The sequence below is a fragment of the Daejeonella sp. genome (assembly GCF_036405355.1).
In the GTDB taxonomy this organism is placed as follows: domain Bacteria; phylum Bacteroidota; class Bacteroidia; order Sphingobacteriales; family Sphingobacteriaceae; genus Daejeonella.
The window spans coordinates 1-11,092 of record NZ_DASWXT010000140.1 but is presented as its reverse complement, the minus strand read 5'-3'; the positions used below and the strand labels follow the sequence as shown (position 1 = coordinate 11,092).

9 protein-coding genes are annotated in these 11,092 nt (G+C 38.7%); 2 read left to right on the top strand and 7 right to left on the bottom strand.

Features of this window, described 5'->3' with window-relative positions:
* Positions 1–272 (bottom strand): hypothetical protein (locus VGE44_RS17585; RefSeq protein WP_331081600.1); only part of this gene is annotated, 272 nt, incomplete at its 3' end.
* A 754-nt stretch (positions 273–1,026) separates the two neighbouring features.
* On the opposite strand from VGE44_RS17585, the gene VGE44_RS17580 reads away from it, so the two are divergent.
* A complete protein-coding gene (locus VGE44_RS17580) occupies positions 1,027–1,335 on the top strand; it encodes a GIY-YIG nuclease family protein (protein ID WP_331081599.1) in 309 nt (102 codons plus the stop codon).
* A 393-nt stretch (positions 1,336–1,728) separates the two neighbouring features.
* Here VGE44_RS17580 and VGE44_RS17575 read toward each other — a convergent pair whose 3' ends face one another.
* From VGE44_RS17575 to VGE44_RS17565, 3 genes are read right to left on the bottom strand one after another with little or no spacing between them, the layout of a single operon-like run.
* The gene (locus tag VGE44_RS17575; protein ID WP_331081597.1) at positions 1,729–3,393 is read right to left on the bottom strand and encodes a capsule assembly Wzi family protein; all 1,665 of its coding nucleotides are present in this window, start codon (positions 3,391–3,393) and stop codon (positions 1,729–1,731) included.
* On the bottom strand, positions 3,383–4,786 hold the full coding sequence (locus tag VGE44_RS17570) for an undecaprenyl-phosphate glucose phosphotransferase (RefSeq protein WP_331081595.1): 1,404 nt from the start codon (positions 4,784–4,786) through the stop codon (positions 3,383–3,385). The genes VGE44_RS17575 and VGE44_RS17570 overlap by 11 nt, the downstream gene beginning before the upstream one ends.
* Positions 4,787–4,791: 5 nt before the next feature.
* A complete protein-coding gene (locus VGE44_RS17565; protein ID WP_331081593.1) occupies positions 4,792–5,907 on the bottom strand; it encodes a DUF1972 domain-containing protein in 1,116 nt (371 codons plus the stop codon).
* A gap of 357 nt (positions 5,908–6,264) precedes the next feature.
* On the opposite strand from VGE44_RS17565, the gene VGE44_RS17560 reads away from it, so the two are divergent.
* Positions 6,265–6,495 (top strand): GIY-YIG nuclease family protein, encoded by a 231-nt coding sequence (locus VGE44_RS17560; RefSeq protein ID WP_331081591.1) that lies wholly within the window; start codon positions 6,265–6,267, stop codon positions 6,493–6,495.
* A 319-nt stretch (positions 6,496–6,814) separates the two neighbouring features.
* Here the strand turns inward: VGE44_RS17560 and VGE44_RS17555 are convergent, their stop codons facing one another.
* From VGE44_RS17555 to VGE44_RS17545, 3 genes are read right to left on the bottom strand one after another with little or no spacing between them, the layout of a single operon-like run.
* A complete protein-coding gene (locus VGE44_RS17555; protein ID WP_331081589.1) occupies positions 6,815–7,975 on the bottom strand; it encodes a glycosyltransferase in 1,161 nt (386 codons plus the stop codon).
* A complete protein-coding gene (gene asnB, locus VGE44_RS17550) occupies positions 7,972–9,882 on the bottom strand; it encodes an asparagine synthase (glutamine-hydrolyzing) (protein ID WP_331081587.1) in 1,911 nt (636 codons plus the stop codon). The genes VGE44_RS17555 and asnB overlap by 4 nt, the downstream gene beginning before the upstream one ends.
* A gap of 35 nt (positions 9,883–9,917) precedes the next feature.
* Entirely contained in the window at positions 9,918–10,613 is a 696-nt protein-coding gene (locus VGE44_RS17545) for an acyltransferase (protein WP_331081585.1), read from the bottom strand.
* Positions 10,614–11,092 lie beyond the last annotated feature (479 nt).

The window sequence follows — 11,092 nt, the reverse complement described above, 5'->3', positions numbered from 1 at the left end:
CCACTCTTGTTCAATCCGAGCAGGCTGATTCTTTGTTTGAAAAGGTTAACCTCTATTGGATCCATACCTTTCTGCTCCATCAATTTATAAGCGTCCTGTTCAGCAAGACCCAAATCCTGTATTTTCTTCCATGCTTCGGATATTTGTGCATCGGAGAGCTGGTTTACCTTAATGTTCTGAAGTTTATCAAGGGATATACTCTGCGCCCTGCTTTGCTGGTAGGTTAAAACCAGTACGGTAGTAAGAATACAGATTGAGAATTTTAAACGCATGAAGGCTTTTCTAAAGATTACGATAGGTACAAATATAAATATTTAATGCAATAAGCGTTCCTGTTATAATTAGAACATAGAAAAGGGAGTAGTTGATTTTAAATCTAATGTCTTTAGAATTAATCCTGTTATTAAATCAGTCTCGCAACTTAGCTATGCTACCGTTTAGCCACAAATTTTATCTATTATAATGAAGTGTCCAATCAATGCGGGAGGAGTAATAGCATTACTTAAGAGAAAAAATCTGGACAAATATTAATTATGAATGGGGGCGTGACTTTCGACACAATTACAATGACAAACCGATTTTAATATAGAAGTGTTTCTTTCGTATTGACAAACAGTATTTCAAAAATGGAGGTCGTGGCGTTTGATAGGTTAAAATAGGGATTAAAAAAATGAGGTCGTGGCTTTCGCCACGATGACAATCGGTAATTTCTAAATGAGGTCGTGGCGTTTGATATGTTAAAATAGGTATTAAAAAAGGAGGTTTTGGCTTTCGCCACGATGACAATCGGTAATTTCTAAATGAGGTCGTGGCATTTGATATGTTAAAATAGGTATTAAAAAAAGGAGGTCGTGGCTTTCGCCACGATGACAAACCGATTTTAAAAAAACAGGAGATTCCGGCGCGGGGGCCGGAATCGGATTGCATTAAGGCCTGGCAGCAGTGCAATTTCCCCTTTCAATAATTAAGCAGTACCGTTCAATCATATAAATTAGCTTAAAGATCAAATGCGGGTATTTTTAATATATGAAAGAATATTTTGTTTACATGCTTACAAATAAATACAACAATGTGCTGTATACTGGTGTGACCAATAATATTAGAAAACGAGTTTATGAGCATAAAATGAAAATATTAAAGGGATTCACAAGCCAATACAATTGTAATAAGCTCGTTTGGTATGAGCAATTTGAGGATATCAATTTGGCCATTTCCCGTGAGAAGCAACTGAAAAATTGGAAAAGAGCCTGGAAAAATGCACTTATTGAAATAAACAACCCGAATTGGAATGATTTAGCAGAAAAATGGTTTCTTAAATCATTTCCAGCAGTGTAGTCAGATTCCGGCCTCCGCGCCGGAATCTCCTCTTCTCCCACCAACGGCTGTCATGGCGGGCTTGACCCGCCACCTCAATCAATGCTCAGCAATCGACTGGCACATCAAGCTTGACCCGCCACCTCAATCAATGCTCAGCAATCGACTGGCACATCAAGTTTGACCCGCCACCTCAATCAATGCTCAGCAATCGACTGACACATCAAGCTTGACCTGCCCCACTCTTGAGGACAGTATGATGCCTAAAGGTTTTCTTATAGCAGTATACCTAGGCGTCCAGTATCCCCCGCTTGAGGGGGAATTAAAGGGGGAGGAGGAGTTTTTTTTGTAAACCTATTTCAGGACAAGACAATCGTTCCTCCCTCTCCTTTGGAGGGAGTTGGGCTGAGGCCCCTAAAACCCATAACTAACCCCAAAGCGAAACTCATTAGGTACTGCTGAGGTCTGCAGGTTTGGCCGAATAATACCACCCTGTTTAAAATATGAACCTTTGATATTAAGGTTGTTAATTACTTCATAACCTGCTTCAATGAGTAATTGTTTTTGAATCTCGACTTTTGAGCTTAAAAATTTGGGTTGAGGCTCAGCGTAATACTGATCCTCCAGCGAGCCATCTTCACCCTTACGGATATAGTCCAGACGGATTTTTGTTGACAAGCGGGGCAATGGATTATATTTTAACCATGCAGTTAGTCTGTCTGCATTCTGGCCAATCCAGTCGCCCATTAAATAGTTTTGACTTGTATAAGTTTGAGCAGGTATTAAGTTTTGATAGACAAAGGGATTAATCCTTGTATACTCCATTCCAAGCGTAAGGTATGGTAAAAAAAGATCAGTGATTGAGGCTCCGGCATTAAATCCAATCTGATTTCGATTCTTATCTTTGTTAAGTGCTTCCGAAGCTCTTATTTCGTCGATAAAAAGTGTAGAATATAGGTGCATACCTTTAATATGGTTCCTTGAACTGGCCTGAAAGAAAAATTGTCCGTTAGAGCCGGAATTTATTTTATACCTGCTTGTAATCTGGTCATAAGCTTTAAAGAACATAACGGGTATCAGGTATCCTGCATCCATTTTGTCACTATAGATGATTGATTCCCCAATACTGAGCGATAACCCTTTTACAGGAAAGAAATTGAGGCTGTGTGTGGCCATAAATTTCGATACATAAATTTCCCGGTCGCTTCCATAAATGGTATTTCCTTTAGGGTAGGTGCGGGCAGAATCAAGAATTGCAGATTGAAGCCAGGTATGCGCATATTGGAACTTAACCCATTTAAGGGGTTGGTAATCTAATCGGATAAAAGGATAGGCAGGGGCCTTATCAGACATAACAAGCCTGCCGTTTTCGCCATAACCCCACAATAACTGATCATTTCCTAAGCTGACTGATCCAGTCTTGAATTCATAACCTACGCTGCCTCTTAAATTACTGTAGGTGAGTAACTTGGAGTCTGGTTTGACATTGGCGAATCTTACTATGCCTGTTTCATTGCTAAACTGTCTGATCGTGTCTATCCGGGTTCCATATTCAGTAAAATCGGTGAAAAATGCCTGAAAAGAAATATTTTTCCCCATATGCCCCCAGAGCTGTAATCCACCACTCATCTTCATTATACTTTTACCTCCTCCCTGAGTCGTTTCCAGGCTCATAGCTGGATCAATTCTTATAAGAAAATCACTGGTTTCAGCCGAAAAAGCTCTCCAGCGTCCGTATGGGTCATTTTTAAAAAATAAAGTGCTGTCAATCCTGTTAGTATTGAATTCAGTATATTCCTGCAGGTAAAAGTTAAGTTCCTCTTTTTCGATGACTGACAATTTGTGAATGGAATCTTTAAGTGCAGACAAGTTGAAAGCAATTTCTTTTCTGCTCATCGGAAGAATGAAGTCTGCAATATTGATGTTTCCTTTTTGTGCCTGCCTTGAGAGGAAACTGTTAATTGGGAGTCTTGGATTCTCCCAAACTATTTGTGCCTGAACATTACTGAGTGTCAACTGGGTAATGCACAACAAAATGACAGAGATCCGAAGCACCTGTTTCCGTTTATTAATAAGCATTCTGATCTCCTTTAATAGTAAGAATTATAGTCTGTAAAACAATCTGACAATCCATCCAAAAAGTCCAGCTATGAATGTAGTAAAGATCATAATTGACTCTCCGCTGCATCGAACCCGGTGCAGATGTTTCGCCCCTGCAGCCATTTACCTGTGCATATCCTGTAATCCCGGGTTTAACAAGATGCCTGAGCATGTAACGATCTACATTTTGAATGGAAGAAATATTTAGTGGGGTAACATGTGGTCTGGGGCCAACAACAGACATATTGCCTTTTAATACATTCCAGAACTGAGGTAATTCATCAATATTCCATGCCCTTAAGAATTTCCCTAAAGGAGTTACTCTCCTGTCATTTTTTGTGGCCTGCAGAAAATCGCCGTTTGTATCAGTTTCAGGACTTCCGTTGTACATGGTTCTGAATTTATAACATATTATTTTTTTGTTATTCAAACCCCATCTTTCCTGTTTAAAGAATACAGGGCCTTTAGATGTAAGTTTTATGAGTAATGCTATGACGGGCATGAACCACCAACCAATCAGGATAAAAAATAGTATTGAGAATAAAACATCAAAGGACCTTTTCAATAATTTATTGGGTAGCCTGTCCTGTGGGAGTGACCTGAAATTAATTACAGGCAAAAGTCCGATAGTATTTATACTTATATTACTGGCAGCATATAAATATAAATCAGGAATCATCCTGACCCGTTTTGCATGAAAATCACATGCTTCAATACAGGCACTTATATGATGGTGCTGAGCATTAGGTAAGGCAATAATTACTTCATCTACAGGAGATTCTGCGAGTATTTTATTGATATCACCAATCTTTCCAAGATATTTGCATCCATTTAGTTTTGTATTTTCATCATCCAGGAATCCGATACATTTATAACCATAATAGGTGTGAAGATTGATTGTATCATAAAAATCTTTTGCTGCTGGTGTTGAACCTACCAGGATGATCTGTTCCTGAAGCCTCCCGCTATAAAAAATGCTGTGCAGATATTTTCTAAACAGGTACTTGAAGGAAAGAATTAATGTAAACAGCACCGGAAAATAAACGAGAAGGAAGTTATTACTTAATTCGATTTTATTGCGAAAGAAAAATAAACAGGATGTTAATGTTATTGCAAAAATTATTAATGTAACCAGTACATATATGATTTCTTCAGCGAATTTATTTGACCTTAAATCTCTGGAAAGTCCGGAAATCTGTGCTGCACTGTACCAGGCAATAATTGAAAGCAGAAGAAAAATATATACAAAAGATTCCTGTCCGGAGTGGATCTGACCTGCGGTTAAATAATCTGCTATCCAAAAGGACAGGATAAGCAGTGGGGTATCGATTAAATATCTGAATCCGCTATATAAAAAATAAGGTCTCGTCATGAGAATTATTTTTTTGATTTTGAATTGTGCAACTCTATCATGGCCTTTTGATACGCTGCTGTCACACAATCCCAGTTGTACTTATCTGTTAATCCTGAACTCACCGCTGACCTTAATTGTTTAGTTAATAATTCATCTTTCTCAAGATTCTTCATACATTCTTGTATAGATTCGGTAGTCTCTTCAAATAATAAGCCAAATTTGCCATTTGTCAACATTTCACGATTAAAACTTGTATTTAAGGCAAGTATAGCACAATTATTAGACATGGCTTTTAACATAGCGGGGTTTGTACCACCATATTTATGACCATGAATATAGCAAAAGCAGTTTTGATACAAGGCCATAAGTTCATCACTATCGCGAACATATCCTATAAAGTGTACTTTTTCGTCTGCAAGTTTTTTGAGATCTTCGGCATATTTATCCCGGTATGGAACATCACCAACAACTACTAATTTTTTTTCAGATGCAGAATCCAGGTAAGCTTTGATAATCAGATCTGCATTGTTATCAGGAATTAATCGTCCGACAATCAGGTAATATTCGTCAGAAATGATATTAAACCGATTCAGAAGGGATGGATCTGCTTTCTTGAAAGGAGGGGCCCCATAAGCAATAACAATGGAGTCCTGTTTAAATTCTTTAAGATAAACCTCCCGCATTGCATCTGCATCAGTAATAATAAGATCGTATAATTTTGTGGCAAGTCTGGCCGCAAATCGGAAATAAGCTGAGCCAAGACCCTTCCATTTGGGCCTTAGCCATTCCAAACCATCTACATTGATCATTGTTTTTTTTCCGGTAATCTTTGGTATCCAGCCCATTGGACCGGCAGCAAGGTTGACTACAAGAATGATGTCGCAACTGCTAAAAGCAGCATGGATAATAGACAGGAATGAATGTATAATCTGATTTAGTGATTTTGTTTCTACGGTAGGGATATAATGAAGTTTAATACCATTAACAATTGCAGGCTTTTCTTTAAATAGATTTGCCTGGCAGTAAACGTGTACCTCTACATCCTTTTTTACTAACCTCTCGCCAAGTTCTTTAACAAAGGTTTCAAAACCACCATAAACATAGGGATACCCCCTGGTACCTATAATGGCTACTTTCATCCAATCATTTATATCATTTTTCCGGAAATCCGGTATGTAATTCTTTAGAGATGTAATTCAGATCAATCCCTAAGCTTCGTTTTTAAACCTCCGACAAAAGTATTTAATTAATCGTAAATACGGGAATTTAATGGAGGATTCAATATTGCTGGCGTATGGGCAATGTCATTATTTAAGGATTGGGAGGTTCCCACTTACGTGGGAATGACAAATGGTGAGGGAGGTATAGGGAGATTCCAGCTTTCGCTGGAATCGAAATGCGAACCGTATAATAAAATATTTTACCTCTTACTCATTTTTTGTCTTTATGTATTTCGAGGATTGCAATTTTGAGGAATGCGGGAATATTTTGTTTATATGCTTACAAATACATATCATAACGTTTTGTACATCGGTTTTACTAACAATATCCGCAGAAGAGTATATGAACATAAACGAAAGCTCGTTTATGGATTCACAAGCAAGTACAATTGTACTAAACTGGTGTGGTATGAACAATTTACTGGTGTGAACTTAGCCATCGCAAGGGAAAAGCAATTAAAGACCTGGCAACGATTCTGGAAAAATATTTTAATTGAAAAAAAATAACCCTGACTGGAATGATCTTGCAGCAAATTGGTTCACTAAAAGTGATAAGTAAGCTAAACCGATTCCAGTGGAGGCTGGAATCTCCTCATCCCCAACAACGCTTGTCATCCGATAATTATCGGATCCCGCGAAAGCGCAATGTCATTAAGTTAAGGATTACGATCCTGACGAAAGTCAGGATCTCCTCCATTTTTTAAATAAGACATTGTCATTCTGGCGAAGGCCAGAACCTCCTGCCCCTTAACTTAATGACATTCCGGGAAAGCGGGAACCTCCCGATGCTACAATAATTATATTACGCGTTTGCTAGCCTAAGTTGCTACTTTTCATTCAGGATATTCTTATAGAGTCTCAGGATATTTTCTTTATGCAGTTCCAGACTGAAGTATTTTTCTACTCTCTCTTTTGAACATTTCCCAAATAATTCTAAACTTGATGGATCATTCAGAAAATAGCTGATTTTTTCGGCAAGGTCTTCTGCATTTTTATTTTCAAACAAATAACCATTCTGTGCATTCGCAATTTGTTCTGTAGTCCCTCCTGCATTTGATCCAATTACAGGCAAAGCCAAACTCATAGCTTCCATGATAACACCTCCAAAAGGTTCCGGCTCGCCCGAAGGCAAGACAAAAACATCAAATAATCTGTAATATGGAAGAGGATTAGCTAAATGTCCGAGAAAATGTATCCTGTCTTCGAGGTGATATTTTTTGATTAACACTGCAATAGTTTCTTTTTGCCATTCATAGCCCGGAACATAATCTCCAATCAATATTGCCTGAATATTTTTCCCGGTTTTTTGAGTGATAATTCCAATTGCTTCAATCAGGTATTCCTGACCTTTTCTGATCAATCTGATTCTCGAAGTACAACCCAGAATCAGGTCTGCCTGATTCAGGTGTTGCTGCAGTGCTTCCGGGATTGAAATTTCTGTTTTGATCTGAGGAATTTCAAAACCATTATAAATGGTTATTACCTTTTTATGACCATTAAATTGATCAGCCATGGTTTTTGATACACAGACTACCCTGTCCGAAAATCTGGTCATATAAGCCGAGTAGATTGGCCAGAATTTTTTAAAATCACCAAACCATTCCCGGATATGCCAGATGTGCTTTCGCCCTGATATTTTTGCAGCAAGTGCAGGAGCCGGAACTACGCCCGAATTGGTATGGATGATCCTGATGTTATATCTGCTAATAATCCTTCTTATCTTAAAAAGATTGTTGATAAACCGGGCCATCGTTGATCCGATGTATTTTAGTTTAAAGGATTTTCGTGTAAAGATATAGAGGTTTTCGAGTATCAGAATTCTGTCGTCGGGCAGTATATTACTTAATTCTTTATGAAGGATTCCGGCTTCAGGTAATAATACAAACACTTTATAGTTCTTATCCAGGATCCGAACCAGCTTAATTAATGAGCGGCTTGCACCATACATATCGCCACTGTGCCCTACTAACAGGATATTTTCCTTCATTTCGTAAATCCGAATTTAGATTCATGTTGTCTGTGCCACTCCAAAAAACAAAAAATATTCCAGACTAAGCGGTTATTTGTTCCGGGTTTTTGCTTTTTAGCATCCTGCCACAATGTGCTGACCATCCCGGCATTCACGTATGGATTATTTTTCAGGTTTTCTTCCGAAAATAAATAGGAAGAAAGTTCAGACAGGCTGGAATTGAGCCATTGTAATTTCGGAGTCTCAAAACCTTGTTTTGGCCGGTTTGATATCAGCTCAGATACTGAGGAAGGCAGTTTCTTTTTTAATAATTGCCTCAGATAATTTTTTGATTGAAATAAAGGTTGATTGAAATGAGAAGATGATCTTAGCACCTCTTCAACCAGGTGATGATCCAAAAATGGTGTACGTGCCTCCACACTACAGGCCATCATCATGCGGTCTGTTTTTACCAGCAGGTCATCGGGTAGCCAGGTTAGCAGATCCAGCATGAGACTTGACTCCAGTTTTCCTGATTTTTTTCCAAAGTCCTGAAGAAAACAGTTAAATTGAATTTCGTAGTTTCCGGTATTCTGTTTCGCATTCTTCAGATAGCTTTGGCTTAATTCCGGACTAAGAATAGAAGTCCATCTGGAAACACCGGTATCTTTTCTGAATGATCCAATACTCCGGAGTTTATTCCTGACCTTGTCAAATTTATGAATTCCAAGACCTGAGATAATTTCCATCAAAGCACTGGCTCCATTAAAAGGGAATTTTCCTAATTGGTAAAAATATTTCTCGTAGCGATAATGGTCGTAGCCGTGAAAGAGTTCGTCGGCACCTTCTCCCGATAAGACTACTTTAACATGCTGTGCAATCGATTTAGAAATCAGGTAGGTAGGAATTATGGCAGAATCGCCAAGTGGCTGATCGGCATGATAGATAGAATTAGAGAAATTTTCAACTGTAATATCTTCGAGCCTGAGGGTTATGAGATCGAGATCAAGTGAAGCTGCAACTTTTTGAGCATATACAGATTCATCAATAGTCTTGTCTGCGAAACTAACATTAAAGGCTTTTACTTTTTTCCCGGCCAGTTTATGCATATAGCAGGCAAGCAGGGAAGAGTCGATACCGCCACTAAGGAGTAGTCCGATATCAACATTGGCAACTAGCCGGTACTTTATACTTTTTTCGATGAGGCTATCGATTTCTTCGATCTCAGGTATATCTTTCCGTTCACCAACATAATCAAACATGCTCCAGTAGCTTGATGTTTCTCCCCGGGATTTGTTCAGATTATAGCTGTAGACATTCGCCGGACTGATTTGTCTTATGTTTTGATAAATTGTAGCAGGACCAGGAATGTATTGCAAAGAGAGAAAATTCAACAGGCTTTCCTCGTTTATATCAAGTGCTATATTTTTGAAGGCATGAAAGAATTTTATTTCCGAAGAAAATATTATAAGTTCCTCATTTTCATATAAAAACAGAGGTTTTTTACCTAGTCTGTCACGAGCGAAAACTACCTGCTTCGCTTCCCGGTCATAAATAACAAGGGCGAACATTCCCCTCAGAACTTTACAGAAGTCTTTTCCGTATTGAATATATGCAGCTATTATAACCTCTGTATCGCTTTCAGTTCTGAAGGTATGACCGAGTTTTTTCAGATCGGATCTTAATTCCTGATAATTGTATATCTCACCATTGAAAACAGTCATGTACCGTTTACAGGAAGATTGGAATGGCTGGTTACCATCAGCAGAAAGGTCAATAATGGATAAACGGCGATGGCCAAAACAAATGCCATCTTCCACCCATATTCCCTTATTATCCGGACCACGGTATTCCATTTGGTCAAGGGCATGACTAAGGGGATCAAAATAATCTGTACGAAAGTTTTTTAATTCCTTTTTTGAGATTACACCAATGATACCACACATAATCAGATTATTCTTTTTCGATCAAAATAAACGATCTATTTACGGCTTTTGATGACTTTTGCTGGTACTCCACCAACAATACTATAGGGCGGAACATCTTTGGTAACAACACTTCCTGCTGCAATAACTGACCCGCGCCCAATGGTTACTCCTGCCAGAATTATCGTGTTGGCAGCAATCCAGCAATCATCTTCTATTTTGACAAATTCCCGCTTTACTCCCTGTTCTTTTATACTTAGTTCAGGGTGGTCAAATAAATGGTTCTCGGCATATATGCTTACTCTTGGCGACATCATCACGTTGTCTCCTATTTCAATAAAACCTGAGCATCCTATATATGAATAGGGTCCGATACTGGAGTTATTGCCAATTTTGAGACCTTCGCCAATTGCAGATCCATAAATATTGGTTGGCCTGATGATTGCGTGTTTTCCTATTGTTACCCTATCTCCTGCTACTATCCCGCGATAGGTCATGCAATTAACCTCAGCATAATCCTCAACTATAAAATCTCTTCCAACGCTCAGATGACGGGCATAACGTATTGAGGCTCCTTTACCAACCAATACCCATCCGCTCGAACGTTTAAAAAACAAACGCTGAATCATTCCGCGGAAGTAAAAGAAAGATAAATGGTAAAAGGTAGTCAGAATATCATAGTTCTTCCATTCAGCTGGGAATCGGTCAACAATAAACTTGTATCTGCGGAAGAATCCTGTTTCTGAACTCATAAGGTATAAGCAAAACTATGATTTAATTTTGAATTGTATGAAAGCTGCATCTCAAAAATAGGTGATAATAATTTAAAATGGTGAATACAGGAATTAGTCTAAACACAAAATGCTCGTTCAGGTTTTGGGCCAGTCCGAACGGAGTTCATCCGGGCGGGCTAAAGCCCGGTTTGAAAGCCCGATCCTTACCCCACCGTGTACCCACATCTATTTGCTGGCTCCTGTTTTTAATTGAATTTACCTGACCCGGAAGGGTCAAATGTTTATAGCATATGTTGGCACGGAAATTCCGACCCCGTAGGTGCAATGTCATTAAGTTAAGAAGAAAAGGAGGTCGTGGCCTCCGCCACGATGACAATTCAATATTTAATAGTAGGGGAGATCCTGACTTTCGTCAGGATCGGAGTGAGTACCTAAAAAAGGCCTTTTCAATGTGTAAATTGCAGCTATTGATAAGACTCCAATTCCGGCCTTGAGCC